This window comes from Pseudomonas sp. LB3P31 (assembly GCF_054897945.1).
Genome location: NZ_CM142710.1, coordinates 3596504 through 3622645, shown reverse-complemented (window position 1 = coordinate 3622645; position 26142 = coordinate 3596504). Strand labels below are relative to the sequence as shown.

The 26142-nt window shown below is 60.7% G+C and carries 27 protein-coding genes and 1 pseudogene; 9 read left to right on the top strand and 19 right to left on the bottom strand.

Features of this window, described 5'->3' with window-relative positions; translation table 11 throughout:
• Positions 1–148 precede the first annotated feature (148 nt).
• The gene (locus ACYZTK_RS16385) at positions 149–781 is read left to right on the top strand and encodes a DedA family protein (protein ID WP_462010839.1); all 633 of its coding nucleotides are present in this window, start codon (positions 149–151) and stop codon (positions 779–781) included.
• Here ACYZTK_RS16385 and ACYZTK_RS16380 read toward each other — a convergent pair.
• Positions 762–1997: a sterol desaturase family protein gene (locus tag ACYZTK_RS16380; RefSeq protein WP_462010838.1), complete on the bottom strand. Its 1236-nt coding sequence runs from the start codon at positions 1995–1997 to the stop codon at positions 762–764. The genes ACYZTK_RS16385 and ACYZTK_RS16380 overlap by 20 nt on opposite strands.
• A gap of 115 nt (positions 1998–2112) precedes the next feature.
• Between ACYZTK_RS16380 and elbB the strand changes: the two genes are divergently transcribed.
• Positions 2113–2781, top strand: a complete 669-nt coding sequence (gene elbB / locus ACYZTK_RS16375) for an isoprenoid biosynthesis glyoxalase ElbB (protein ID WP_462010837.1) — start codon at positions 2113–2115, stop codon at positions 2779–2781.
• Between the two features lie 132 nt (positions 2782–2913).
• Here elbB and ACYZTK_RS16370 read toward each other — a convergent pair whose 3' ends face one another.
• The 5 genes from ACYZTK_RS16370 to ACYZTK_RS16350 form a co-directional block, all read right to left on the bottom strand.
• Positions 2914–3369 carry a YaiI/YqxD family protein gene (locus ACYZTK_RS16370; protein ID WP_462010836.1) on the bottom strand — a complete coding sequence of 152 codons (456 nt, stop codon included), beginning with the start codon at positions 3367–3369 and terminating at the stop codon, positions 2914–2916.
• 191 nt (positions 3370–3560) lie between these two features.
• Entirely contained in the window at positions 3561–5459 is a 1899-nt protein-coding gene (locus ACYZTK_RS16365) for an FTR1 family protein (protein WP_462010835.1), read from the bottom strand.
• A 202-nt stretch (positions 5460–5661) separates the two neighbouring features.
• Positions 5662–6294: a LysE family transporter gene (locus ACYZTK_RS16360; RefSeq protein WP_462010834.1), complete on the bottom strand. Its 633-nt coding sequence runs from the start codon at positions 6292–6294 to the stop codon at positions 5662–5664.
• A 149-nt stretch (positions 6295–6443) separates the two neighbouring features.
• On the bottom strand, positions 6444–7025 hold the full coding sequence (locus ACYZTK_RS16355; RefSeq protein WP_462010833.1) for a mechanosensitive ion channel domain-containing protein: 582 nt from the start codon (positions 7023–7025) through the stop codon (positions 6444–6446).
• The gene (locus tag ACYZTK_RS16350; protein ID WP_462010832.1) at positions 7025–8935 is read right to left on the bottom strand and encodes an ATP-binding cassette domain-containing protein; all 1911 of its coding nucleotides are present in this window, start codon (positions 8933–8935) and stop codon (positions 7025–7027) included. The genes ACYZTK_RS16355 and ACYZTK_RS16350 overlap by 1 nt, the downstream gene beginning before the upstream one ends.
• Positions 8936–8985: 50 nt before the next feature.
• On the opposite strand from ACYZTK_RS16350, the gene ACYZTK_RS16345 reads away from it, so the two are divergent.
• Positions 8986–9450: a TIGR02444 family protein gene (locus ACYZTK_RS16345; RefSeq protein ID WP_462010831.1), complete on the top strand. Its 465-nt coding sequence runs from the start codon at positions 8986–8988 to the stop codon at positions 9448–9450.
• Here the strand turns inward: ACYZTK_RS16345 and ACYZTK_RS16340 are convergent.
• Positions 9447–10574, bottom strand: a complete 1128-nt coding sequence (locus ACYZTK_RS16340; RefSeq protein ID WP_462010830.1) for an AlgP family protein — start codon at positions 10572–10574, stop codon at positions 9447–9449. The two genes, ACYZTK_RS16345 and ACYZTK_RS16340, sit on opposite strands and share 4 nt — an antisense overlap.
• A gap of 192 nt (positions 10575–10766) precedes the next feature.
• Between ACYZTK_RS16340 and ACYZTK_RS16335 the strand changes: the two genes are divergently transcribed.
• Positions 10767–11432, top strand: a complete 666-nt coding sequence (locus ACYZTK_RS16335; RefSeq protein WP_462014913.1) for an FKBP-type peptidyl-prolyl cis-trans isomerase — start codon at positions 10767–10769, stop codon at positions 11430–11432.
• A gap of 60 nt (positions 11433–11492) precedes the next feature.
• On the opposite strand, the gene rsd is transcribed toward ACYZTK_RS16335, so the two are convergent.
• From rsd to ACYZTK_RS16295, 8 genes and pseudogenes are all read right to left on the bottom strand, one after another.
• On the bottom strand, positions 11493–11951 hold the full coding sequence (gene rsd / locus ACYZTK_RS16330) for a sigma D regulator (protein WP_122841027.1): 459 nt from the start codon (positions 11949–11951) through the stop codon (positions 11493–11495).
• Between the two features lie 177 nt (positions 11952–12128).
• Positions 12129–12680, bottom strand: coding sequence for a disulfide bond formation protein B (locus ACYZTK_RS16325; protein WP_462010829.1), 552 nt, complete (start codon positions 12678–12680; stop codon positions 12129–12131).
• Between the two features lie 230 nt (positions 12681–12910).
• Positions 12911–14149, bottom strand: coding sequence for a heme biosynthesis HemY N-terminal domain-containing protein (locus tag ACYZTK_RS16320; protein ID WP_462010828.1), 1239 nt, complete (start codon positions 14147–14149; stop codon positions 12911–12913).
• Entirely contained in the window at positions 14146–15300 is a 1155-nt protein-coding gene (locus tag ACYZTK_RS16315; RefSeq protein WP_462010827.1) for a uroporphyrinogen-III C-methyltransferase, read from the bottom strand. The genes ACYZTK_RS16320 and ACYZTK_RS16315 overlap by 4 nt, the downstream gene beginning before the upstream one ends.
• A gap of 16 nt (positions 15301–15316) precedes the next feature.
• Positions 15317–16084, bottom strand: a complete 768-nt coding sequence (locus ACYZTK_RS16310) for a uroporphyrinogen-III synthase (RefSeq protein WP_462010826.1) — start codon at positions 16082–16084, stop codon at positions 15317–15319.
• Positions 16081–17022 carry a hydroxymethylbilane synthase gene (gene hemC, locus ACYZTK_RS16305; protein WP_462010825.1) on the bottom strand — a complete coding sequence of 314 codons (942 nt, stop codon included), beginning with the start codon at positions 17020–17022 and terminating at the stop codon, positions 16081–16083. Before hemC ends, ACYZTK_RS16310 begins: the two co-directional genes overlap by 4 nt.
• A 137-nt stretch (positions 17023–17159) precedes the next feature.
• Entirely contained in the window at positions 17160–17906 is a 747-nt protein-coding gene (locus tag ACYZTK_RS16300) for a LytR/AlgR family response regulator transcription factor (RefSeq protein ID WP_462010824.1), read from the bottom strand.
• Positions 17903–18016 (bottom strand): annotated as a pseudogene (locus ACYZTK_RS16295) (sensor histidine kinase); the annotation flags it as partial. The pseudogene ACYZTK_RS16295 and the gene ACYZTK_RS16300, both read right to left, overlap by 4 nt.
• Positions 18017–18364: 348 nt before the next feature.
• On the opposite strand from ACYZTK_RS16295, the gene argH reads away from it, so the two are divergent.
• Positions 18365–19759: an argininosuccinate lyase gene (argH, locus tag ACYZTK_RS16290; RefSeq protein ID WP_462010823.1), complete on the top strand. Its 1395-nt coding sequence runs from the start codon at positions 18365–18367 to the stop codon at positions 19757–19759.
• Between the two features lie 106 nt (positions 19760–19865).
• Here argH and ACYZTK_RS16285 read toward each other — a convergent pair whose 3' ends face one another.
• Positions 19866–20525 carry a glutathione S-transferase family protein gene (locus ACYZTK_RS16285; protein WP_462010822.1) on the bottom strand — a complete coding sequence of 220 codons (660 nt, stop codon included), beginning with the start codon at positions 20523–20525 and terminating at the stop codon, positions 19866–19868.
• Positions 20526–20650: 125 nt separating this feature from the next.
• On the opposite strand from ACYZTK_RS16285, the gene ACYZTK_RS16280 reads away from it, so the two are divergent.
• From ACYZTK_RS16280 to ACYZTK_RS16270, 3 genes are all read left to right on the top strand, one after another.
• A complete protein-coding gene (locus ACYZTK_RS16280; protein WP_045059685.1) occupies positions 20651–20935 on the top strand; it encodes a hypothetical protein in 285 nt (94 codons plus the stop codon).
• Positions 20936–21159: 224 nt separating this feature from the next.
• Positions 21160–21405, top strand: coding sequence for a TIGR02647 family protein (locus ACYZTK_RS16275; protein WP_462010821.1), 246 nt, complete (start codon positions 21160–21162; stop codon positions 21403–21405).
• Positions 21406–21599: 194 nt separating this feature from the next.
• Positions 21600–24446, top strand: a complete 2847-nt coding sequence (locus ACYZTK_RS16270) for a class I adenylate cyclase (protein ID WP_462010820.1) — start codon at positions 21600–21602, stop codon at positions 24444–24446.
• 6 nt (positions 24447–24452) lie between these two features.
• Here the strand turns inward: ACYZTK_RS16270 and rnk are convergent, their stop codons facing one another.
• From rnk to cyaY, 3 genes are all read right to left on the bottom strand, one after another.
• On the bottom strand, positions 24453–24863 hold the full coding sequence (gene rnk, locus ACYZTK_RS16265; protein ID WP_462010819.1) for a nucleoside diphosphate kinase regulator: 411 nt from the start codon (positions 24861–24863) through the stop codon (positions 24453–24455).
• Between the two features lie 243 nt (positions 24864–25106).
• The gene (locus tag ACYZTK_RS16260; protein ID WP_462010818.1) at positions 25107–25331 is read right to left on the bottom strand and encodes a DUF1289 domain-containing protein; all 225 of its coding nucleotides are present in this window, start codon (positions 25329–25331) and stop codon (positions 25107–25109) included.
• Positions 25332–25335: 4 nt separating this feature from the next.
• Positions 25336–25668: an iron donor protein CyaY gene (cyaY, locus tag ACYZTK_RS16255; RefSeq protein ID WP_462010817.1), complete on the bottom strand. Its 333-nt coding sequence runs from the start codon at positions 25666–25668 to the stop codon at positions 25336–25338.
• A 297-nt stretch (positions 25669–25965) separates the two neighbouring features.
• Between cyaY and lptM the strand changes: the two genes are divergently transcribed.
• Complete coding sequence (gene lptM, locus ACYZTK_RS16250; RefSeq protein ID WP_462010816.1) at positions 25966–26142, top strand: LPS translocon maturation chaperone LptM; 177 nt, start codon at positions 25966–25968, stop codon at positions 26140–26142.

Genomic DNA, 26142 nt, shown 5'->3' with positions numbered 1-26142 from the left:
CGTCGTATTACAGTTATGTGCACCCCTGTGTCAGGTAGGCGCAATCCATTGTCCTTGTAGGAAATGTTCACGTCGAGACACATTTGGACACTTTCATGAATGTGCCCGAAGGGTTAGGCTGCGCGTTCATTTCGCCAGCACCCAGACAATGCTCCAGCAATTTCTTCAGGAATTCGGGTATTTCGCCCTCTTTCTCGGCACGTTCTTCGAAGGCGAAACCATCCTGGTGCTCGCGGGCTTCCTCGCGTTCCGCGGATACATGGACATCAAGATCGTCACGATAGTGGCGTTCTGTGGCAGTTATGCAGGCGATCAGCTGTGGTATTTCCTCGGCCGCAAGCACGGGCGCAAGTTGCTCGCGCGCAAGCCGCGCTGGCAATTGATGGGCGACCGGGCGCTGGAACATATCCGCAAGCACCCGGACATCTGGGTGCTGAGCTTCCGCTTTGTCTATGGCTTGCGCACAGTCATGCCGGTGGCGATTGGCCTGTCGGGTTATCCACCGGGCCGCTATCTGCTACTGAACGGAATTGGCGCGGCGATCTGGGCGTCGGCATTGGCGGCTGCCGCCTACCACTTCGGCGCCGTGCTGGAAGGTATGCTCGGCAGCGTGAAGAAATACGAGCTGTGGGTGCTTGGTGCCCTGTTGATACTGGGTGTCGGCCTGTGGCTGCGCCGGCGCTTCAAGAATGCCCGGCTGGCGAAGAAGGTCTACGCCGACGAGCAGGCACTCAAGGCCGAACAAGCCAAGGCTGCACCTCCTAAGACGCCAATCGAGTGAAGCGGTCTCTGCAACAGTAGAGACCTATACCGCTCAACAGGCTGTAACTCAGCAGGCCAACCCAGCCCAGCGCCCCGGCAGGCCACAGCCCGACCAATGGTGCGAGCCAGACCAGTGGCAGGTTCGACGCCAGCCGCATCAGCTCCATTTTCATCGCCCACGGGCGATTCTCCAGGGCCACGCCCAAGCTGAACAGACCCAGCGCCACAGCGCCCCAGCCGAGCACCAGGGCTGCTACGGGCAGGCTGCGCTCCAGATTCATCAAGTAACTGCCCAGCCCGATGTAGACGCAGAACTGCGCGGCCACATACAGCTGCTGACGCGAGTCCAGCGCGATCTCGAATTTGCGGAACTGGCTCAGGTCCGGTTTGGTCAGCGGATACCTGGCCGCGACATCCGCCGGCCGCCACCCGGTGCGCATGAACCAGATTCGCAGCTTGTCCCACTTGCTCTGCGCCCGGCGCGCGTCGTCCCACAACTGCGCGTAAAACTGCACGTTGGCCCACAGCGGATTCCAGCTCGCCAGCGGCGTGGTCACCCCGAAAACCACCGGCTCGTTATCGTCCTCTTCCTGGAACGAGCCAAATAGACGGTCCCAAATAATGAACACCCCGCCGTAGTTGCGATCCATGTAGAGAGCGTTCTGCGCATGGTGGGCCCGATGATTGGACGGTGTGACGAAAAACCACTCGAACCAGCCAAGCTTGGGGATGTGTCGGGTGTGCACCCAGAATTGATACAGCAAGTTGAGCGCAGCAACACTGACGAACACCAGCAGCGGTATGCCGAGCACGGCCATGGGCAGGTAGAAAATCCAGCTCAGCAGGAAGCCGGTGCTGGTCTGGCGCAGGGCCGTGGAGAGGTTGTACTCCTCGCTCTGGTGATGCACCGAATGCGCCGCCCAGAGGATGTTGCGCTCATGCCCCAGGCGATGCAGCCAGTAGTAGCAGAAGTCGTAGAGGACGAAGGCCCCCAGCCAGACCCAGACGCTGTCTGCCGAGAGCTGAAACAGCGCCACGTGCTCTAGGGCGAATGCATAGGTCAGCAGGCCGACGCCTTTGGTCAACAGGCCCGTGGTGGTCGACAACACGCCAGTGCTGATGCTGTTGATCGCGTCGGCGACCCGGTAGCTGTTCATGCCGCGCCAACGGTCGGCGAGCAGTTCCACGGCTATCAGCACGAAGAAAAACGGTACCGCGTACAGAATGAAGTCCATGACGCGCCCTGAACGGAATATTGAGTTCCAAGCCTAGTTGTAACTGCACGTTATCCCTATGGCAACGAGTGACAAATTAGTGGACATTTAGCGCCATGTATAAGGAGAAAAGCCCATGAGCAAAAAAATTGCAGTGATCCTTTCCGGCTGTGGCGTCTACGACGGCGCCGAGATCCACGAAAGCGTGATCACCCTGCTGCGACTGGACCAACGTGGCGCTCAGGTGCAGTGTTTCGCCCCCAACATCGCGCAGATGCATGTGATCAACCATCTGACCGGCGAAGAAATGCCCGAGTCGCGCAACGTGCTGGTGGAATCGGCGCGAATTGCCCGGGGCAATATCAAGGACATTCGCGAGGCTAGCGTCGAGGACTTCGATGCGCTGATCGTGCCTGGCGGATTTGGTGCGGCCAAGAATCTGTCGAACTTTGCCACCGACGGCGCCGGCTGCACGGTGCAACCGGATGTTCTGGCGCTGACCGAGGCGTTTGCCGAAGCGGGCAAACCGGTTGGGCTGATCTGTATCTCGCCGGCACTGGCGGCGAAAATCTATGGCCCAGGGGTGACTTGTACCATCGGTAACGATGCCGACACTGCAGCGGCGATGAACAAGATGGGCGCCACGCATGCGGAGTGTGCGGTGACCGATATCGTCGAGGACAAGGCGCGCAAGCTGGTGAGTACGCCGGCCTATATGCTGGCGCAGTCGATCAGTGAGGCGGCTTCGGGGATTAACAAACTGGTGGATCGCGTGCTGGAACTGACCCACGAAAACGATGGCTGACACCTTGTGAAATATGGCGATGGACACTGTAGGAGTGAGCCTGCTCGCGATAGCGGTGTAACTGTTGGCGTTGATGTTGGGTGTGCTGGCCTCATCGCGAGCAGGCTCACTCCTACAGGGGTGGCGTCAGGCTCAGGGTTTATGGGTTAGCCGGGTCAGGATCCGGTCCAGCGCGTTGGCAAACGCCTGCTTTTCGCGCTCGCCAAACGGCGCCGGGCCACCGCTCATCTGGCCTTGCTCACGCAGGTCGGTGAACAGGTTGCGCACCGCCAGCCGATCGCCCATGTTCTGCGCGTCGAATTCCTTGCCGCGCGGGTCCAGGGCGGCGACGCCCTTTTTCACCAGGCGGTCGGCCAGGGGCACGTCGCTGCAGATCACCAGTTCGCCAGGGACTGCGTGTTCCACCAGGTAGTCATCTGCCGCATCCGGGCCGCTGGGCACCACGATCAGCTTCACCAGCGACAGGCCCGGCTTGGTCTGCGGCTGTCCGGCCACCAGCACCACTTCGAACTGGCGCTTGAGGGCGAACTTCACCACCAGGTCCTTCGCCGCCCGGGGGCAGGCGTCGGCATCGATCCATACGCGCATCATTTTTCCTCCGATTGAAAGCATCGCGGGCAAGCCTTGCTCCCACAGGGGTGATCCCATGTAGCTTGCTCCTACAGGGGCAATCCCATGCCGTCTGTTCCCACAAGGGAAATCCCATGCAGCCTTAACCCTACAGATAATGATACCTGTGGGAGCAAGGCTTGCCCGCGATTATGAGCGCAGCGAATGCTTTAAGAGACCTGAACCCGCCGCTTCTCCGCCAACCAGCTACGCCCATACAGCACGCTGATCGCAATGATCGCCACCGCCTGGGCCGCCAGCGAATACGCATCAGCGTGAATGCCCAGCCAGTCGAAGTCAAAGAACGGCACCGGACGCGTGCCGAAGATCCCGGCTTCCTGCAACGCCTTGACGCCATGCCCGGCAAACACCACCGACAGCGCGCACAACAGCGCGGCGTTGATGCTGAAAAACAGCGAAAGCGGCAACTTGGCCGAGCCGCGCAGGATCACCCAGGCCAGGCCCACCAGCAACACCAGCGCCGTCGCACCGCCGGCCAGCACCGCGTTGTGGCCTGCGGGCCCTGCCTGCAGCCACAGGGTCTCGTAGAACAGGATCACCTCGAACAGTTCGCGATACACCGAGAAGAACGCCAGGGTCGCAAAGCCGAACCGCCCGCCGCCGCCCACCAGGCTGCTCTTGATGTAATCCTGCCAGGCAGCGGCGTGGCGCCGATCGTGCATCCACACGCCAAGCCACAACACCATCACGCTGGCAAACAGTGCAGTGGCACCTTCGAGCAATTCGCGCTGCGAACCGCTGACGTCGATGACATAAGCGGCCAGGCCCCAGGTGGCGAGACCCGCCAGCAACGCCAGGCCCCAGCCCGCGTTGACACTGCGTACCGCCGATTGCTGGCCGGTGTTGCGCAGGAACGCGAGGATCGCCGCCAGCACCAGGATCGCCTCCAGGCCTTCGCGCAACAGAATCAACAGCCCGGAAATGTAGCTCAGGGACCAGCTCAAACCATCGCTGCCCAGCAGACCGGCAGACTCCTTCAACTTGGCTTTCGCAATATCCAGCCGTTGCTGGGCCTGGGCCACCGGCAAGCCATCCTGCAAGGATTGGCGGTAAGCCATCAGGGATTTCTCAGTGTCCTTGCGTACGTTGGCGTCGACGTTGTCCAGGGAGCTCTCGACCAGTTCGAAGCCTTCAAGGTACGCCGCTACCGACAAGTCATAGGCCTGGTCGTGATCACCAGAGCGGTAGGCGGCAATGCTCTTGTCCAGGGTGGCTGCGGTGTAGTCCAGCAGTTGCGCCGGGCCGCGCTTGACCTGCGGCGGCTGGGCGCGTTGCGCTCGATAGTTGGCGGCAGCCTGCGGACCTTCGGCGGCTTGCACTTCGGCGGGGGTTTGGCGGGCCAGGTCGGCGATGTTGTAGGTCTTTTCGGCAACGGCGGCAGCCGGCTCGGCGCTGAAGCTGGCGATATAGGTCGCCAGATCCCAGCGCTGACGGTCATCCAGCTGATCGGCGAACGCCGGCATGTCGGTGCCTTCGATGCCCTGGCCCAGGGTGCTGTAGATCGCATAGAGGCTCAGGTGATCCATCCGCGCGCTATCACGCAGATTGGACGGTGGCGGCGTCAGGCCGACCCCCGCAGGGCCATCACCGGCTCCCGCGTCACCGTGGCACACCGAGCAATGCTGGACATACAGCGGCGCGCCACGGGTCGGATCCGGAGTAATGATCGGCGCCTGGCTGATTTCATAGGCCACCGCCAGTTTCGCCCCGAGTTGCCGCGCCTGGCGGGCTACTTCGGTGCCGTCCTGACGCTCGCTGACGGCACTGCGCAGCGTGGTGATGCCCTGCACCAACCCGGCTTGCTCCGGTTTGGCCGGCAGTTTGCCGAGCAGATCCTGCAGTGCTTTCAACGAATCCAGCTGATCCCGGTACTCGGATTCACTGACGACCTTGCCTGCCTGCACTGTCTGCGGGTAGTCCGCGCCAATGTAATCAAGCAGATGCAGCGCCTGTGGTGCGCCGTCCACGGTATCGGCCAGCAGTTGGGCACTGCCGAGGACTGCGAGGGGGAATAACAGCCAGGCCAGGAATCGCGACGGGGCAATCATGAATGAATCTCAATGGGAAATACGAAGTTACATATTGTTCACTTCGAATGAGATTCACTCAAGCTTTGTTCGTTGGGTTGGTGGTGATTATTTTGTTGGTGCGACTGCTGCGCAGTCGGACGCAGCCTTCGGCAGCTGCTACAGGGGGTGGGGATTTAGTGAAAAGGCGGCTTGGAGGCCGCCTTCTTCAATACAGGAGGGTTTACGCGGCGGCTTTGCGCAACGTCGCCATGAACGCGGCCGCGCCGATGAACAGGCCGGCGAACGTACGGTTCATGCGTCTTTGCTGCTTGGGTGTGCGCAGCATGCGCAGCACCTTGGACGCGAGGCCGGTATAGCCGGCCATAACGATCAGGTCAACGCAGACCATGGTGCCACCGATGATCAGGTACTGGATCAGCAGCGGCGCGTGCGGGTTGATGAACTGCGGCAGCACCGCCAGCATGAACACCAGGGCCTTGGGGTTGCTAATGTTCACCAGGAAGCCACGGAACACCAGGGCCAGCGGCTTGCCGATCGGGCGTACCGCAGCGTCGTCGCTCATGTCACTGGGCAGTGCGCGCCATTGCTTGATCGCGAGAAACACCAGGTAAGCCACGCCAAACCATTTGATCGCGTGGAAGGCTGTCGCAGAAGCCGTGAGGATCGCGCCCACTCCGGCACCGATGATTGCGATCTGCACCGCCAGGCCTATTTGCAGGCCGAGGGCGTTCCAGTAACCGCGCCAGAAGCCGTATTGCAGTCCGCTGGACATCGACGCAATGGCGCCGGCGCCGGGAGACAGACTGATCACCCAGCAGGCGGCGAAAAACGCCAGCCATGTTTGAAGCTCCATCGCACACCTCGATTCGGACTCTTGTGACAGGTGTCTAAGCTAATGCGGCGCGCAGGGAAAAGCAAAAGATCGCAGCCTGCGGCAGCTCCTACAGGGATCGCATTCCAAAGTAGGAGCTGCCGCAGGCTGCGATCTTTTGATCTTGAGATCTACTTCTCAAACCCGCTCGACGGAAACACATCACTCCCCCGCCACCGCCGAACCGAGCGCTGGAAGAACAGGCTGTTAGGCACCTGCACCATCGCACTGCCGGTGCCAAGCTCCTCAGCTTCGATCAAGGTGGTGTAGAGCAGATTGATCGCGACCACCCGCCCCTTCACGCCAGGCTTGTCGGTGGTGTCGACCAGTTCGACCACGTCGCCAATGCGAAACGGCCCGACGGTGAAAATCAGGATCGCGCACAGCAGGTTGGACAGCACGCTCCACATGGCAAAGAACGCCACCGCCGCGACCGCAACAAAACCGGACAATGCGGTCCACAGTACGGTAGCGGAAACGCCGAGGCGTTCCAGCACGAAGATCAGTGCACTGCCCATGATCAGCCAGCGCAACCCGCCTCGCAGCGGCAGCAATAGCTGCGGCGGAAACGGGTAGCGCTCACCCAGCCGGTTCAGGCATTTGGCGACAAAGCGCTGGGCGAAATAACCTGCCAGCAATATCAGCAGAATCTGCAGCACCAGCCACAGCGGCTCGATCCACACAGCTGACAGCGGCAGCCGGAAGACGTCCATCAGGACAACGCCTCCAGCTCCGCCTGCATGCTTTCAAGCAGCTCGAGGGCTTCCATCCAGGACTCTTCCAGTTCGGCTTCACGCACCTTCAGCTTGGCCTGTTCAGCCAGCAGGTCACGCAGATCGTTCTTGCGCGCCGGTTCGTAGATGTCGCTGTCACCCAGACTGACATCGATCTTCGCCAGCTTCTCGTGCAGCTTGCCCAGTTCGGCTTCGAGCTTGTCGGCTTCGCGCTTATGCGGCGCCAGTTGCTGACGCAGTGCTGCGGCGGCCTGGCGCTGTGCTTTCTTGTCGGTCTTGTCCGGATTGACCGGGGTGTTGCTGACCGGCGCGTTACGCTGGCGATACTCCACCAGCCAACGGGTGTAGTCCTCCAGATCGCCGTCGAACTCCTCGACCTTGCCATCGGCAACCAGGTAGAAATTGTCGGTGGTGCTTTTGAGCAGATGGCGATCGTGAGAGACCACCAATACCGCACCACTGAATTCCTGCAGGGCCATGGTCAGCGCCAGGCGCATTTCAAGGTCGAGGTGGTTGGTCGGTTCATCGAGCAGCAACAGGTTTGGCCGGTCCCACGCGATCAAGGCCAGGGCCAGGCGCGCTTTCTCGCCGCCGGAAAAATTCAGCACTGGCTCGTCGATGCGCGCTCCGCGGAAGTCAAAACCACCGAGGAAGTCGCGCAGCGTCTGCTCGCGCTCGGTCGGCGCCAGTCGCTGCATGTGCAGCAAGGGGCTGGCCTTGGCATCCAGGGAGTCGAGCTGATGTTGCGCAAAGTAACCGACGACGGTGTTTTCGCCACGGGTCAGTCGACCGGCCAACGGTTCAAGCTCACCTGCGAGGTTTTTGATCAGGGTCGATTTACCGGCACCGTTGGGGCCGAGCAAACCGATCCGCGCGCCAGGGGTCAGTTGCAGTCTGACCTTCTCCAGCACGGTCTTGTCGCCGTAGCCCAAACGGGCATCGGACAGGTCGATCAGCGGGCTGGAAATCTTCGTCGACTCACGGAAGACAAAGTCGAACGGCGAATCGACGTGCGCGGCGGACAGCTCTTCCATCCGCTCCAGTGCCTTGATCCGGCTCTGCGCCTGACGGGCCTTGGTGGCCTGGGCCTTGAAGCGGGCGATGTAGCTTTCCATGTGCGCACGTTGCACCTGTTGCTTCTCGTACGCCTGCTGTTGCTGGGCGAGACGTTCGGCGCGGGCGCGTTCGAAAGCGGTATAGCCACCCCGATACAGGATGATCTTGCGTTGGTCGACGTGGGCCACGTGATCGACCACGGCGTCGAGGAAATCCCGGTCGTGGGAAATCAGCAACAAGGTGCCGGGGTAGCTTTTCAGCCACTCTTCGAGCCAGATGATCGCATCCAGGTCCAAGTGGTTGGTCGGTTCGTCGAGCAGCAACAAGTCCGAGGGGCACATCAGCGCCTGCGCCAGGTTCAGGCGCATCCGCCAGCCGCCGGAGAAATCGCCGACCTGCCGGTCCATCTGCTCGTTGGTGAATCCCAGGCCGGCCAGCAACTTGCGGGCCCGGGCATCGGCGGTGTAACCATCGGCGCTATCGAGTTCCGAGTGCAGGCGGGCCTGAGCGGCACCGTCGTGGGCCGCTTCGGCCGCGCCGAGGTCCCGTTGCACCTCACGCAGGCGCAGGTCACCATCGAGCACGTAGTCGACCGCGAGGCGTTCGAGCGTCTCGATTTCCTGGCGCATATGGGCGATGCGCCAGTCTGCCGGCAGGAAGCAGTCACCCGAGTCCGGGTGCAGCTCACCCCGAAGCAGGGCGAACAGGCTCGATTTGCCGGCGCCGTTGGCACCAATAAGGCCGGCTTTGTGGCCGGCGTGCAGGGTCAGCTCGGCGTCTTCTAGCAGACGTTGCGGGCCACGCTGTAAAGTCAGGTTCTGAAGTCGAATCATAATGGCGGCGGAGTCTACCAGCTTCGCTCGCAACTGGCGCGAGTAGCACTATGTCCTCTGACCTGTGGAGCTTTTCCCTGAACGCCTATGCCAGGCCCGGCGCCGAGCAGGCGTGCCTGCTGCTGCAGTCTGCAGGTGCGAACGTGTGCCTGCTGCTGTGCGGGTTGTGGCTGGAACAACGAGGGGTCGTTTACAACGAACTGCGACTGCGACAACTGACTGAAGTGACCAAGAGCTGGGATGCGCAGGTCGTGCAGCCGCTGCGTACGTTGCGCGGCAAATGGAAAGCCGACGCGGCTGACGATGCCGAGCTGCGTAAGTTGCGTGAGAAAGTGAAGGAGCTGGAAGTTGAAGCCGAACGGGTTCTTTTGTTGCGCCTGGAAAAAACCGCGCAGCAGTGGCCGCAGAATGAACAGACCGAATCAGCGGCCTGGCTGGAAGGTGTCGCGGCGGACACCACCAACGTTGGCCGCGACGCGCTGCATCAGCTGCGCGTCGCGGTGACCGGCACTTAGGAAGCGCTGGTTGGGGTAGTGCTTGGGCTCGACGACGGAGCTGGCGTTGGCGCCGCTGTAGTGGTCGAAGTGCTGGCCGGAGCTGGCGAAGCCGAGGCCGACGATGTCGCAGGCGCTGCTGGCTTGGTAGCAGGTGCCGGAGCTGGCTTCGCTGCAGCAGGTTTTTTCACTGCTGGTTTGGCTGCGGGTTTTACAGCTGGCTTGGCAGCGGCAGGTTTTGCAGCAGCTGCTGGCTTGGCGGCGGCAGCTGGTTTTGCAGCAGCGATTTTAACAGCAGGCTTGGTGGCCGGTTTCGCCGCAGGTTTTGCTGCGGCAGTTTTAGCTGCAGCAGGTTTCGCGGCCGCAGTTTTAGCAGCTGGCTTGGCTGCTGCGGTTTTTGCGGCAGCCGGTTTGGCCGCGGCAGGTTTGGCAGGTGCTTTTGCAGCAGCAGATTTTGCAGCAGCAGTTCTAGCAGCAGGCTTGGCCGCTGGTTTCGCTGCAGCGCTTTTAGCCGCCGGCTTGGCAGCAGTTTTTGCGGCAGTTTTAGCAGCAGGTTTTGCTACAGCAGTTTTAGCCGCTGGCTTGGCAGCAGGTTTTGTTGCGGCCGATTTAGCAGCCGGTTTGGCAGCGCTGGCAGCCACTGGCTTTTTAGCAGCAGCTTTCACCGGTGCTTTGGCGGCTGGCTTGGCAGCAGACTTGGCCGGTGCTTTTGCAGCAGTCGCTTTGGTCGCAGCTGGCTTGGCCGAACGCAGGGACAACGCCTTGCCGACAGCCTCTTGAACACGACCAACACCTTGGGCCAGTTTCAGGCTTTCCTGGGCATCGCGCTTGAGTTGCAGAATGTAGTTGCGGGTTTCGGATTGACGATCCTTGAGGGCATCGAGCAGCTCCTCAAGTTCCTTGACTCCACCCTTGGCCTTGGCTTGTGCCTTGGCTTTGCCGGCCGCCGCAGCGTCCTGCAATTTGGTGCGGGATTTGTGCAGTTTTTCCTGCGCTTTTCCGCGTTGCTTTTCCAGCTTGGCGAGCAGTTTTTCAGCATCAGCCAAGGCTTGCGAACAAGCGGTTTCCAGATGCTCGAGCAAGCTGCCCGACAATTGTTGGAGTAAGTGCAACGGAGTATTTACAGGCTTCTTGGTGGCCGACATGGTTTACCTCCTGGCTGACGTGGGTGCGGCTCATACTAGACCTCTGCAGACACCGCCGCTAGGTCATGTTGACAGTATCGAATGCGTTGCGTTGCAACGAGCGCGAAAACTTCTGCTCCAGTGCAAAAGCAGTTCACCGTTGAATGCATTCTCACTGGCATAATCGGCCGCATCTCAGGCCGGAGAGTGCCCATGTCGCGTTACCTTTTTTTATCCTTGTGCGTGTTTTTTTCAGTGGCCCAGGCAGCGGAAAAAACCAGCGAAACCGACGCCCACGATCTCGCCTACAGCCTCGGCGCGAGCCTCGGTGAACGCTTGCGTCAAGAGGTGCCCGACCTTCAATTACAGGCATTACTGGACGGTTTGCAGCAGGCCTATCAAGGTAAACCCCTGGCGCTGAAAGACGAACAGATCGACCGGATCCTGGCCGAGCACGAAGCACAAATTGCCGAGGAACCAGCGGTGCCGCAAAGCGAAGTCGCGCTCGAAAAAGAACAGCGTTTTCTCACCGAGGAAAAGGCCCGTCCCGGCGTTCGTGAACTCGCCGACGGGATTCTGCTGACCGAGCTCGCACCCGGCACCGGAGCAAAGGCCGGCCCGAACGGCAAGGTCCAGGTGCTGTACGTCGGCCGCCTTCCGGATGGCACGGTGTTCGACCAAAACAGTCAGCCGCAATGGTTCAGCCTCGACAGTGTGATCTCGGGCTGGCGTACCGCGCTGCAAGACATGCCGGTAGGGGCAAAATGGCGGCTGGTGATTCCCTCGGCTCAAGCCTATGGGGCCGATGGTGCCGGTGACCTGATCGCACCGTTCACACCCCTGGTGTTCGAGGTGGAACTGCGCGGGGCGAAGGGCTGAATCGCAGGCACAAAAAAGGCGCGCAGAGCGCACCGTTTTTCGTGTGTTGCGGGGGGAATATCAGGCCTGAACCGGATCCTCTTCCTTGTGAGCGGTGTGCAGCACTTCGATCAGGCAGTCTTCCAGTTCAAAGCGTTCGTGCAACAGGCCTCCGAGCTCCTTGAACTTCTCCGCCACGCACTGCCCGGCATCGCACAGGTCGTTGAACGCAAGCAGCTTCTCGGTGATGACGTCGATGCGCGGGTAAATGGTCTCGGCCAGTTCCAGCCCACGCTTGTCATTGAAGGCCTTGGCCTCCCCTGTCAGCTGTTCGTAGATTTCGAAATGCCCGGCTGAAACGTAGTCGACAAGCACTCCACAGAACTCCTGCAAAGGCTTACGGTTCTCGCTTAGCGCCTCGGGCTTTTCGCCGAGATCATCATAAGCCCGTACCAGTTCGTGACGCTCCTGCAACCAGCGATCGATCAGCAGATGCACTCCACCCCATCGTTCTTGAGCATTCTGACAACTTTCGAGCATGGTGATCTCTCTTCCCTTGTGGGTCATGCTGCCCTACACCTGTCACGCACTTGAAGGTCAAGGATCGGCAGGCAGAGCGTCATTCGAGCAACATAATTCCAATGACACGTGCGGGCCAGATTATGCCCGCGCGACTGTGGCTTCAAGGTACGCAGGAGATAAAGTTCATACAAGTGTTTAATCGTGCACCGGCGCCGGGTGCGACGACTCGCCGCTGAGTGGTCGCCGAAGGGTCAGCCATAACAGCCTCAGCGGTTGATAAACAACCACAATTGTCAGCGCAAAGAAAAACAACAGGCTCCACTCCGGGATACTCAGGTCAAATAATGTCCAGGAAATCTCCGCGCAATCGAAGGTGCCTTCGAACATCATTTTTACCGCCTGAGCCCAGGGCGTAATGGCTAATGCCTCCGCCAGGTTCGACGAACAGTCGGACAAATGATGCAGCGGATCACTCTGCAATATCACTTGTCGCCACGCCGTGATCGTCCCCGCCAGGCTGCCGACCAGCACGAGCAGCCAATACAGCAACGTGCCGAGGCGTCCGGGGCCATGCACCGAAGCTGACAGGCATGCCGCCGTGAGCAGGAAAAGGCTGCCACGCTGCAAGATACACAGGCCGCAAAGCCTGAGGCCGACCGCGTATTCCAGGTAATAGGAAATGCCCAACGCCAGGGCACCTGCGACGAAAGCCATGAAGAACAAGGAGCGTGAGCGAGCCAAAGACATGGCATTTCCGTAACAGTAAGAGACAGGCGTTAACGTTAGAGGAAAGAGCGCAAACCTTTCAAGGCAGTACAGCAGGGAGAGTTCTACAGTGAAGGAGGGAAATGCCGACAGGGGTATTAGGACTAGATGTAATCGGCTGTAGGACTTTGCCGATTGAGCATTTTATAGCGAAGAATCTGACAGCCGCGGACGATTTTTGCGACGAGGGAGCAAGCCCCCTCGTCCGTACATCAAGCGTGGATCGGTACCGGCAGCGGTGCTGCCAGCAGACGTTCGTCGAGTAGGCCGAGGCCTTCCTGGAACAGCTGATTGCTGCGCTCGGTGTCACCCAATTGCGCCAGTAACCGCGCCAGTTCCGCACAGGCTTCCGGATTGCGCTGCGCGCGCAGGCTGCTTTCCAGGTAATCGCGCGCCTTGCCCCACAGGCTACTTTGCAGGCACAGGCGGCCCAGGGTCAGAAGCAGGCTTGGGTCGGCAGGATGGTCCTTGAGCCAGCCCTCGGCGGTCTGCAGTTGGCGCGCTGGGTCACTGCCCCGAACCAGTCCGTAAAGACGCGCCAGATGACTGTTGTAGTCGCGCTTGAGCGCCGTGCGCAGAACCTCTTCAGCTTCAACCTGGGCACCCAGCTGGCGCAGTTGCTCGGCGTAGGCCAGGACCAATTGCGGCTCCTGGCGCTGCGCCGACGTCAGCTTCTGCCAGGCGCTGTTCAGCGACTGCAAGCCGATAGTGCCGTCCTCTTCCCGATGTGCCGCCAGCGACAGGTTCTCACCCCAGGCGCGGCGCTCCAGATCAGCCAGTTCGGCTGGTGGCAACACTTTGTCCTTGCGCAGCTCCGGCAACAGCCGGATTACCGCAGACCAATCGCCCCGCTGTTGATGCAAGCGCTGCAGCTGACGCAATGTTTGCACGTTATGCGGATGGCGCTCGTGCATGGCTTGCAGCGTCGCCAGGGCTCCCTCGGTGTCGCCACGGTCGGTCTGCAGCTGCGCATGATTGAGGGCAATCGCCAACTCGGCCTGAGGCTGGCGCTCAAGCGCGCGCTCGAGCAGGTTATCGCTCTCTTCGTATTTACCTTGTTCGTTGGCCGCGCGGGCCGCACCGAGGTAGTACAGCAGCGGTTGGCGTTCGGCTTCGGCAGCTCGGTGCAAATGACGCTGCGCGCTGGCCCAGCGGCCTTCTGCCAGGTCCAGTTGACCGTGTTCGATCGCGACCTGCACCCGTCGACTGCGATTGCGCCGCGACCAGGGATTGACCACGCCACTCGACGTCATCACCAATTCGATCAGCGCCTTGATGCCCCACACCACCAGCCACAGCACTGCGACCAGCGCGAGGGTGGCCCACAGGCTCGATTCGAAACGGAAGCTCTTGTAGGCGACCAGCACGTAGCCGGAGTGCTCGGCAATCGCCAGGCCCAGCGCGGCAGCAGCGGCAATCACCAGGAACACGATCACATAGAGACGTTTCATGGCGTAGCCTCCTGCGCAGCGTCTGCGGCAGGCTTGGCCATCGGCTTGATCGAATCCTCGGCGTTGACGTTGCGGCGCTCCAGATAACCTTGCACAGCGCTCAACGTGCCGGTGAGGTCAGGGGTGACCACAGTCACCGGCTGTTTGCTCAGCTCGCCGACTTGCTCAAGCATTACTTTGCTCTGCGGGTTGTCCGGGTTGAAGTTGCCCTTGAGCACATCCCGCGCTTCGGCCAGGGCCTGGGTGTAAACCGGGCCTTGACCGTTCAGTGCGGCCCACTGGGCCTGTTCCAGGGCCAGGCTCAGGGCCAGGCGCACCTGGCTGAGGCTCTGGCCTGCCAGCAATGGACGGACATTCTTGTCAGCATTGAAATCGATGCGGATGTAGCGCGAGATCTGGTCCCACCACTGCGCCCAGCGGCTGGCGCCATCACCATCGGCGGTCAGCCCCAGCAGCGACTCGCCGCGGTCCTTGTACTCCGGCGCGAGTTCCGTGAGGTTGATCACCTGATCGCGCAATGCGCCCAGGCGCAGGAACAATCCGGTGCGGTCCGGCTGTTCAGTACTGCGCAGCGCCACCAGGGTTTTGGCGACCTGCTCACGGGCGGCGAAGGAACCCGGATCGTTCTGCTCGCGAAGAATCTCGTCGGCACCCTGGACCAGGGCCTGGGCGCTGCTGATGTCCTGCAAGGCAGACAAACGCAGGCTGGCGAGGCGCAGCAGGTGTTCGGCCTCCGCCAGGCGCCAGTCCTTGCGGCTGGCTCCAAGCACAGTTTCCAGGCGCTGGTTCAGGCGCTGCTGATCGCCCTGCAGCTGCACCACCAGGCGGCTACGAGCTTCCAGCTCATCCGCCGGGGGCAATTGTTCAAGCCGCGCGCTCAGGCGCTGTTCGTTGAGCTTCAGGCTCTGCGCCTGATCGTTCAACGCCTGCACCTGACTCAGCTGTTGCTGGTTATTGGCTTGCAGGTGACGCACCTGCCAGACACCCCATCCGCCAACGGCGACACCAGCAGCACCCAGCAGCAGCGCGACGATTGCCAGGCCGTTGCCGCGGCGCTGCACTGGCGCAGGGGAAGCGGTATCAATCGGGTCTTCAACCGGAGCTTGAAGCACGGGCTGGACGTCATCTTTTGGCAAGGCTGTTTCGCTCACGTATCCATCCTTTGCATTAGAGAACGGGTTCGGGATGCTCCCGCAACGCCGTCAGCAAAGCCGCGGCACTGGCGCCACGACAATCCACAACTATTTGCGCCCCGGCGGCACGTGCCATTTCGGCAACCCTGGGGCTTGGTACAAACAACGGCAACCGCGCCAATCGGGGCCAGGTATCGCCCGCCAATTGATGCAGGTGCTCAAAACCCTGTCCACTGCTGACCACCAGCCCGTTCAAGCGTTCCGCCCGGATCCGCTCGGGCAGTGCCGCCGGCGGATAGCTCGGCAACTCGCGACGGTACAATTGCAGATACTCGACACTAGCACCAAGCTCACGCAAACGCTCAGCCAGCAGCTCGCGCCCGCCCTCCCCGCGCATGATCAGCACGCGCGCATGGGGCCCGGCAATAGCCTGGCGAAACAAGGCGTGCTCAAGCAGGGCTTCGCTGTCGTCACCCGCTTCGGGGTAGCTGACGTCCAGGCGATGATTGTCGAGGATCTGCGCGGTAGCCGCGCCGACGCTGAACCACTTCAGGGTCGGTGGCTGGGGCCAGTTCTGGCTGAGCAATTCAACGGCAATGCGGGCGGCCGGTTTGCTGACCACAATGACTGCATCGAAGCGATCCAGACGCTGGATCATCTCGCGCATAGTGGCAGAGACTGGCAGCGGCTCTATATCCAAAAGCGGCAAGCTGCTGCTGAAAACACCCGCATCCGCCAAAGCACTGGCCAGCGCTGCCGATTCATCCGCAGGACGCGTCAGCAGCAGGCGCCAGCCAGTCACTCGTGGCCTGCCTCGCCATAGACCGCTTTCAAGATGTCATCGGCACCCTGGCTCAGCAGGTCTTCGGCCACTTGTACGCCCAAGGATTCAGCTGCGCTGCGTGGGGCGCGAGCATCGGCACTGAGCAACAGGCCGCCGCTCGGGTCACCGACCAGCCCGCGCAACCAGATCTGCTCGCCTTCAAGCACGGCGTAGCAGGCGATCGGCACCTGGCAGCCGCCGTTCAAATGCTTGTTGAGGGCCCGTTCGGCGGTGACCCGGGTGGCCGTGTCCAGATGGTGCAATGGCGCCAGCAGAGCATGGATTTGCGTGTCGACGCTGCGGCATTCGATGCCCACTGCGCCCTGCCCACCCGCCGGCAGGCTATCGTCGACGCTGATGGCCGAGGTAATGCGGTCTTCGAAACCCAGGCGAATCAGACCGGCAGCCGCCAGGATGATTGCGTCATATTCACCGGCATCGAGCTTGGCCAATCGTGTGTTGACGTTACCGCGCAGGAAACGGATTTCCAGGTCCGGGCGACGGGTCAACAGCTGGGCCTGACGGCGCAGGCTGGAGGTCCCGACGATGCTGCCTTGGGGCAACTCATCCAGGCTGGCATAGGTGTTGGAAACAAAGGCGTCGCGCGGGTCTTCGCGCTCGCAGATGCAAAACAGTCCGAGACCTTCAGGGAAGTCCATCGGCACGTCTTTCATCGAATGCACGGCGATGTCGGCTTCGTTTTCCAGCAGCGCGGTTTCCAGTTCCTTGACGAACAGGCCTTTGCCACCAATTTTCGAGAGTGGCGAGTCGAGCAGCTTATCGCCGCGACTGACCATGGGCACCAGCGTTACGAGCAGACCGGGATGGGCCTGTTCCAGACGGGATTTGACGTATTCGGCCTGCCACAGGGCGAGAGCACTTTTACGGGTGGCGATGCGGATTTCGCGAGAGGACATGGATCAATCCGTACTGAATAGATACGGCGGATAATAACAGCTCAGTCAAATCCACTTTGACTTGTATCAGAAACGAAGTGGCCTCCCTGGCCTCGGATTCCTGCAACCGGCTCGATAACGCGCTTGTGAATGACGGGTTAAAGCTGTTGCATCATTTTTCGCACACCGGCCACGTGGCGACGGCTGACGATCAGCGCATCACCGTTCAAGCCCTTGAGAAACAGCTGGAAATGGCCCAAAGGCGTGCGTTGCAAGCGTTCGATGCGCTCGCGGGCGACCAGCGCATTGCGGTGGATACGCACGAACCGGTCGCCAAATTCATCCTCAAGTGCCTTCAGCGGCTCATCGAGCAGCACTTCGCCGCCTTCGTGGCGCAAGGTCACGTATTTGTGATCGGCAATAAAATAGACCACCTGGCCCAGCGGAATCAGCTCGATGCCTTTTCGGGTTCGGGCGCTGATATGGCTTCGTGGGCCGCTGCCGGTCTCGGCGGCAGGACGGGTGAGTGCAGCCAGCTGAACGCGATTGGGCCGTTCGGCTTTCTTCAATGCTTCATGTAACTGTTCGGTGCGCACAGGTTTCACCAGATAGCCTACGGCGCTGGCCTGTAAGGCTTCCACGGCAAATTCATCGGGCCCTGCGCAGAACACCACGGCCGGCGGGGTTTCGCGTTCGCACAATCGGGCAGCCACTTGCAGGCCATCAAGGCCTGGCATGCCGATATCGAGCAACACGATATCCGGCTTATGGCTGTCGATCAGTGCCAACGCCTCTTCGCCGTTCGTGGCGCTGGGCTCCAGGACGCTGTATCCCTCGAGTTCGCCGACCATTCGGCTCAGGCGCTCGCGGGCCAAGGGTTCGTCATCAACGATCAGGACATTCATATTGCGCTGGATTCCTGCGTGAGTCTCGCACAAGGATAGCGTAGACAGGTGAAGTGACATCCGTCACCGCGATCCACGCTAAGACTAGCGCGAGGGCCAAAAAGTGCCGCTGCGACGACGGCTAAATTTTCTTCTTCCGGGCATTTGTTGGCCCAGGCCCGCGTGGGCGAGGTACCGCCGTAGGGTTTGCTGATCGACAATATGAACATCCCCCTTCTTATAGTCAGTTACAGCGCCCGGAAGTGCGCTGATCCTCTGTCCAACTGTAGACGGTTGCCGGGACGATATTGCTCAATCGAAAAATATCGTTGCGGTTATTGTTAATACGCTGTGCCGAGCACTAACCGCAACAAGAGAAAATATTCGTATCGACCAGTGTCAGCGACAGACTTTGCAACCCTGTTATTATCCGCGACAGCTTTCAACGTCACTTTATTTCACCCGATACGAGCGAATTCATGAGCACTGACAAGACCAATCAGTCCTGGGGCGGCCGCTTCAGTGAACCCGTCGACGCCTTCGTCGCCCGCTTCACCGCCTCCGTCACCTTCGACCAGCGCCTGTATCGCCACGACATCATGGGCTCGATCGCCCACGCCACTATGCTGGCCAAGGTCGGCGTCCTCACCGATGCCGAACGCGACAGCATCATCGATGGCCTGAACACCATCCAGGGTGAAATCGAAGCCGGCCAGTTCGACTGGCGCATCGACCTCGAAGACGTGCACATGAACATCGAGGCACGCCTGACCGACCGCATTGGCGTGACCGGTAAAAAACTGCACACCGGCCGCAGCCGTAACGACCAGGTTGCGACCGATATCCGCTTGTGGCTGCGTGACGAAATCGATCTGATCCTCGCCGAAATTACCCGACTGCAACAAGGGTTGCTGGAGCAGGCCGAGCGTGAGTCCGGCAGCATCATGCCCGGCTTTACCCACCTGCAGACTGCGCAGCCGGTGACTTTCGGGCACCACATGCTGGCCTGGTTCGAAATGCTCAGCCGCGACTATGAGCGTCTGGTCGACTGCCGCAAGCGCACCAACCGCATGCCCCTGGGCAGCGCCGCACTCGCGGGCACCACCTACCCGATCGACCGCGAGTACACCGCGCAGCTGCTGAATTTCGACGCCGTCGGCGGCAACTCGCTGGACAACGTTTCCGATCGCGACTTCGCCATCGAATTCTGCTCGGCCGCGAGCATCGCGATGATGCACCTGTCGCGTTTCTCCGAAGAGCTGGTGCTCTGGACCAGCGCGCAGTTCCAGTTCATCGACCTGCCGGACCGCTTCTGCACTGGCAGCTCGATCATGCCGCAAAAGAAAAACCCGGATGTGCCGGAGCTGGTTCGCGGCAAGACCGGCCGGGTATTTGGCGCGCTGATGGGCCTGCTGACCCTGATGAAAGGCCAGCCATTGGCCTACAACAAGGACAACCAGGAAGACAAGGAACCGCTGTTCGACGCGGCCGATACGTTGCGTGATTCGCTGCGGGCATTTGCCGACATGATCCCGGCGATCAAACCCAAGCACGCGATCATGCGCGAAGCGGCGTTGCGTGGTTTCTCCACGGCGACTGACCTGGCCGACTACCTGGTACGTCGTGGCCTGCCGTTCCGTGACTGCCACGAGATCGTTGGGCATGCCGTGAAGTACGGCGTGGAAAGCGGCAAGGATCTGGCGGAAATGAGTCTGGAAGAGCTGCGCAAATTCAGCGACCAGATTGATCAGGACGTGTTTGCGGTGCTGACCCTTGAGGGCTCGGTGAATGCCCGTGACCATATCGGCGGGACTGCGCCGGCGCAGGTGAAAAAGGCTGTGTTGCGCGGTCAGGCGCTGCTCGCCAACCGCTAGGCCGCCAGAAGCATCGCGAGCAGGCTCACTCCTACATTGGATCAGTGGTGTACACCACTGTAGGAGTGAGCCTGCTCGCAATGATTCACTTCAGAACACCGCAAATCTACTTCTTGGAAGCAATCATCGCCATAAACGCCGGCATCGCCGCTTCCCTGTCCTTCGCAATCCGCTGCACATGCGGGTTCTGCTCCAGACGCTCCAGCAGTGCCTTCGCCGCCGGCATCTCAGCCAGCAGGTCCAGATCAAACAGCTTCTTCGCTACCGCACAGGCCAGCGGCACGCTGTAGAGGAAATACAGATCCGCCACGCTCAGACTCGTGCCCGCCACATAAGGGGCGAACTTGCCGTGCCGGCCCAACGAGGCAAACCCCAGCAGCAACTCGGCCTTGGTCTTCTCCTTGATCGCATCCGCCACCGGCATGCCGAAAAATGCCTCGCCATAACAAGCGCGGCCCGGCAATTCAATGTACAGCTCGATTTCCTTGGCCAGCGCCAAAACCTGGGCCCGCTCGAACGGATCCTCCGGCAACAGCGGCGTGCCTTTCTGGCTCTGTTCGATGTACTCCAGGATCACCGCGGTTTCATTGACGAAACCCTGTTCTACGCCCAGCACCGGCACTTTGCCGCGCGGGCTGATGGCCAGGGCTTCGGCGCTGGTGCCTGCATAAAACGGCACCTCTTCGAATGGAAGGCCCTTTTCCAGCAGCGCCAGTTTGACCATGTTGTAATAGTTGCTGACAGAAAATCCGTAAAGCTTGAGCATCACAAAGCCTCCAGGCCGTGCAGGGGGTTGGCCACGCCAGTTATAGAACGCCCCGACACTTCTCGCCAGCAGCATCACAGTGCTGAATGCAGGTAAACTGGCCGCCTTAACTTGAGGAGCCTGCCATGAGCGAGCCAACTGATATCGAGATTGACGAAGAAGAGTTCGCCGAGAATACCCTGGTCGAAGCCATCGAAAACCAGATCGAAAGCGACAACCCACCTGCCGCCAAGGCCACCTTCAACAAGCTGACGCTGGTGGGTTACGAGCGCGAAGAAATCCTCAATCTGATGGCCCACGTGCTCGCAGTAGAAATCGACGCGATCCTCGAAGAAGACCGCGCGTTCAACACCGAATGGTACGAAACCGCCCTGCGCGCGCTGCCAGAGCTGCCACCAGAAAAGAAATAACCCCCCCTTTCCTGTGGGAGCAAGGCTTGCCCGCGATGAACGATGACACGGCTCATCTGCCAGACCGCAGCGTGGCAATCGCGGGCAAGCCTTGCTCCCACAAGTCAAAAACCGGGGAATGCTCGCCAACTCGAAAAAACCCTGCTCCAGGCACTGGACATGCCGCACAACTCGGCTCACCTTAGTGGCGCTGTCGTCCAATTCCTAGAAAGTCTGGAGTCCTTATGTCGCTTACCCCTGAGTTGGTTGCCGAACTGGAAATCCTCGCACTCTTCAACCTGGACAGTTCCCAGGAAGGTTTGAAAATTCATCAGACCGCTGCCCCTAAAGCCATTGCCGCTGCCCGTCGCCTGTACGAGAAAGAGCTGATCGACCAGCCAGACGGCGGTTATTTGACCAGCCTCGGTCGTGATGCCGCGCAAAGTGTGCAAATTCTGCTGACCATCCTGAACGTCGAAGAAACCGCCTGAATTCAACTGCATCGCCCCCGGAAACCCCTGTCATGGGATTTCCGCGGGCACCCTCTTCTGCACATCGCCCGCAGACGATAAAAATCTGACGCCAGAAAAACCAAATCAGCCTAAATATCCCGGGGCCGAGAAGCTAAACTGCGCTTATCCCGAGATAACTTGCGTCCGAGCCTTCCGAGCCGGTTTGAGCTGACATGACCCGCAACCATGAAATCCGCCCCGACCTGGACGAAGGCATCGACCGCAAGGTGCTCAGCCAACTGCGCGCACGTTTTCTAGCGCTCAATGAGGCGCGAACGGCCCGCGCTCTGGAAGGGCTGTCGGGCCGGCAGCAAACGGTACTGACGCTGCTGCCGCTGTTTTTCCACGTTAACCATCCGCTACTGCCCGGTTATGTCTCGGGCAGCACGCCGGCCGGGCTGTCGAATTACGAGCCGGACGCTACAACCCTTGCCGAAGCCCAGCGCCTGACCCGATCGTTCTCCTATAAGCCGCGCCACGGCAGCAATCCGCCCCGGCCCATCCATGGCCTGTTTCTGATGGGCAGCCTCGGCACCCTGGCCCAGGCCGACCAGAGCGATATGGACGTCTGGGTCTGCCACGCAGCGGACCTCGGCGAGAACGAACTCGCCGAACTGCGCAAGAAGTGCCAGCTGCTGGAAAACTGGGCCGCGAACCAGGGCGCCGAGGCGCACTTTTTCCTGATCGACGCGACACGCTTCGTACGCGGCGAGCGGGATAACCAGCTCAGCTCCGAAGACTGCGGTGCTACTCAACACTACCTGTTGCTAGACGAGTTCTATCGCACCGCCATCTGGCTGGCGGGGCGCACCCCGATCTGGTGGCTGGTGCCGGTGTACGAAGAAGCCAACTACGATCGGTACATCCATACGCTGATCTCCAAGCGCTTCATCCGCGCCGACGAAACCCTGGACCTGGGACACCTGGCCTATATCCCGCCAGGCGAATTCATCGGGGCGGGGCTGTGGCAGCTGTTCAAGGGCATCGATTCGCCGTACAAATCCGTGCTCAAACTGTTGTTGATCGAGGTCTATGCCAGCGAACACCCCAGGGTCAATTGCCTCAGCCTGCGCTTCAAGCAGGCGGTGTTCGCCAATCAGCTCGACCTCGACGAGCTGGACCCTTACGTCGTGGTCTACCGGCGCATCGAAGAGTACCTGATCGCCCGGGGCGAGCTGGACCGCCTGGAGCTGGTGCGTCGCGCGTTGTACCTGAAGGTCAACCGCAAGCTGACCGCGAGCAACTCGCGCACCCAGGGCTGGCAACGCTCGCTGCTCGAGCGCCTGGCCCGTGAGTGGAGCTGGGACCCGCGGCAACTGGCCCTGCTCGATAGCCGCAGTCAATGGAAAGTCCGCCAGGTCGGCACTGAGCGCCGCGCCTTGGTAACTGAGCTGAATCACAGCTACCGCTTCCTGACCCGCTTCGCTCGCGATGAACAAAGCGCCAGCCTGATCAACAAGCGTGACCTGAACGTGCTGGGCCGCCGGCTCTATGCAGCCTTCGAGCGCAAGTCGAACAAGGTCGAATTCCTCAACCCGGGGATCGCTCCGGACCTGGCCGAAGACACGCTGACGCTGGTTTACGCACCGAACAAGAAGGAGCCGGGGCAAACCCAATGGGGCCTGTACAACGGCAGCCTGGCCGTTCATGAGTGGGAGCATTTCGCGCCGATCAAGCGCAGCCGCCACCTGCTGGAATTGCTCACCTGGTGCCATCGCAACGGCGTGATCGACAACAGCACACGCCTGGCCTTGCACCCTGGCGCCAGCGACCTGAGCGAGTTCGAGCTGTTCAACCTGCTCGGCAGCCTGCAACAGAGTATCGCCCTGCCCCTGACCATCGTTGCCGAAGACGCGCTACTGCGCGCCAGCGTGCCAAGCGAGGTGCTGATCCTGGTAAACGTCGGCATCGATCCGCTCAAGCATCATCGCGACCTGAACATCCTGATGACCACCGAACGTACCGACTCGCTGAGCTACGCCGGAGTACGGGAAAACCTGGTGCTGACCCTGGACCAGGTCACGCTCAATAGCTGGAATGAAGTGCTGGTCAACCGTTTCGACGGCCCTCACGCCTTGCTCGACTGCCTGTGCGACTACCTCAACCACTTGCCGAGCGGCCCGCAGCAACCGCGCTTGCGCGTGCGCTGCTTCTGCCACAACCGCGCGCAGTTCATCGCCCAGCGGGTCGAGGAAATCATCGACAACGCACAGGACCTGCTGCTGAGTGGCCTCAATCATCGCTACCTGGTTCAGGTCCAGCAGCACTACCACGTGCTGGAACTGGTGCCGGGCCAGGTCCGGCATATTGCCCTCAGCACACTGGCCGAACTGATCGACTACCTTGCCCGGGAGCAATCCAGCTACAGCCCACTGCACCTGGACCCCATGGCACTGGCTGACCACGATCTGGCGCTGATTCTGCCAATGGGCCAGCCTGCGTGCATTCAGGTGTTTTTCCGCATCCACGATGACCAGGCGGATCTCTACGTCCTGGATGAATTCAACGCCCTGTGGCAGCAGCGCCTGCCCTATCACGACGAGCAAAGCCTGCTGGTGCCGCTGCAGCGCTTCCTGCACTCGATCCAGTTTCGCCGCGAAGCGTTGCTGCCGATGAATGCCGCCCAGCCGTCGAGCCTGGAAATACAGTATTACCAGGTGTTGCCATCGGGCCCCGCGCGCGCTCGCCGGGTCGAGATCCGGCCAGCACCGCAGACTCCGATCAACCAGCCGTTCTATGACGTACACGCCATCGTCAGCAAAGCCGGAGCCGGCAGGGTGCAGGTCACCCTGTACTGTAATCAGCGCGAGTTTTCGGAGTTGGAGTTTGGCGATCAGCTGTTCAGCGTGGTCGCCCGGGAAATCGTCGAGCAACGCCGGGAGACCGCGCGTTATCGCTGCTACATCACCGATCTGGACCTGTCAGGCCTGCCCGGTGATGGTCAGGGCTCAAGCAATGCGTACCTGGGTTACAAAGCCGACCTGGAGCGCGCATTGAACGAGGCGCTCGGGCAGGTCTGAGGGAGCTTATTCCGGAAAGGCGCCGCCGTTGGCAGGCTGGGATTCGACTTCCAGCAGGGTCAGCTTCAGGGTCTTGCCACCCGGTGCTGGCCAGTCGATGTGCTGACCGACCTTGAGGCCCAGCAGCGCGCTGCCAACAGGAGCCAGGATGGAAATCTTGCCTTCGTCGGCGTTGGCATCCTTGGGATAGACCAGGGTCAGGTGATAGTCCTTGCCGCTGCTTTCCTCTCGGCAATGCACTGTGGAGTTCATGGTCACGACATCGGCAGGCACATCTTCGTGTCCAACCAGGGTATCGGCGCGATCTAGTTCGGTTTGCAGCGCGATAACGCCCGGCAGCGTGTCATCCAGGCTGTCGATCAGGCGCTCCAGACGTTGTACGTCCAGACGGGTAAGGGTGATGGAAGGTGCGGTCATGATCAGGGCAGACTCCTTTCTTCTGCACGAAAAAAGCAAAACCCCGCCAGAAAAAGGCGGGGTTTTCACGAGCCTCGATGGGTTGAGGCGTACCCGGACACTATCACAGCTCAATAAATATACAAGCCGGTGGGGCATCCAGCCCCGTAGGAGCTGCCGCAGGCTGCGATCTTTTGATCTTGTTTTTGACGAATCTGCAATCTCTGAAGATCAAGATCAAAAGATCGCAGCCTGCGGCAGCTCCTACAGGGCAGTGTTTGGCTTGCGATTGGCAGCTTGGGTGCAGATCACCCGCCGCCGCGCATCATCCGCCGAGCGCCATTCGCGGATGTCTTCGACATGGCGAAAACACCCCAGGCACACTTTCTGCTCGTCCAGCCGGCACACACCGCTGCACGGTGACGGGACCGCCGGGCTGACGTTGCTGTAGAGCGGCTTGGGGGCGCGAAGGGGTGCAGGCTCAGTCACGCGCTTACAGACCTTCGAAGTCGAAATCAGCGCCGGCTTGCTGCTTGACGATGCGCTCGAGCATCTCGCCCAGCTGCTCTTCGCTCTTGTCGCACATCCAGCGTTCGCTCTCTTCGTCGTAGTCGAAGTGAAAACCACCGGACACTGCCGCCAGCCACAGCTGACGCAGGGGTTCTTGACGGCTGAAGATCAACTGGCTGCCGTTTTCGAACTTCACGGTCAACACGCCAGCCGAACTCTCCAGATCGATATCCAGGTCGCTCTCGTCGAAAACATCCTCCAGCGTTTGCTGGGTGGCATCGACCAGATCGTGGAAACGGGCTTCGGTCAAACTCATTACGGCAACCTCAAAAAGTGTCTACTCGCGCTCAAGCGCCGCAAGATACGGGCGAGGCCTGGGGATTGCAAAGGATAACCGACAGATCACTGAACCTGTAGGAGTGAGCCCTGCTCGCGATGGCGGTGTGTCAGGCAAAATCAATAGTGACTGGACGGCAGCCATCGCGAGCAGGCTCACTCCTACAGGGATTACACAATCCACGCAGCCCCGCCAGACGGGAGGGCCGTCGCATAGGCAAGCTGCCGGGTGGCCGGTATACTCCGGCGCAATTAAAGCATTTTCAAGGATTTCGCCATGAAGCGCCTGATCTCTTCCCTTGCTGCGCTCGCTGCGGTTGCCTGCCTGTTGTCGGCCTGTGGGCAAAAAGGCCCGCTGTACCTGCCTGACGACACCCAGGATCCTGCCGAGCAGGCCAAGTCGTCGCAACAGCAGCCTGCGTCGAAAGCCCACAAGCACGACGTCTATCAATAA